1 protein-coding gene is annotated in these 227 nt (G+C 70.9%); it reads left to right on the top strand.

What is annotated here, in order from left to right:
* Positions 1-227: GIN domain-containing protein (locus I5E_RS25840; protein WP_031263283.1), on the top strand; the 227-nt coding region annotated here is incomplete at both ends.

Consider the following 227-nt stretch of genomic DNA (forward strand, 5'->3'; position numbering starts at 1 on the left):
CGCGCCGGCGCTGGGCGCGGTGGCGGTCACCGGATCGGGTGACGTGACGGTGGACCGGGTGCAGGGTGACGCGCTCGATCTCGCGCTGTCCGGATCCGGGTCTCTGTCGGTGGGTACGGTCGATGTCGGCGCACTGTTGGCGGTGATGACCGGATCGGGCGACATGAGCCTTACCGGCAAGGCCCGCACCGCGAACGCGACCGTCACCGGATCGGGCGATCTCAGGG

The sequence above is a fragment of the Curtobacterium sp. B18 genome (assembly GCF_000333375.1).
In the GTDB taxonomy this organism is placed as follows: domain Bacteria; phylum Actinomycetota; class Actinomycetes; order Actinomycetales; family Microbacteriaceae; genus Curtobacterium.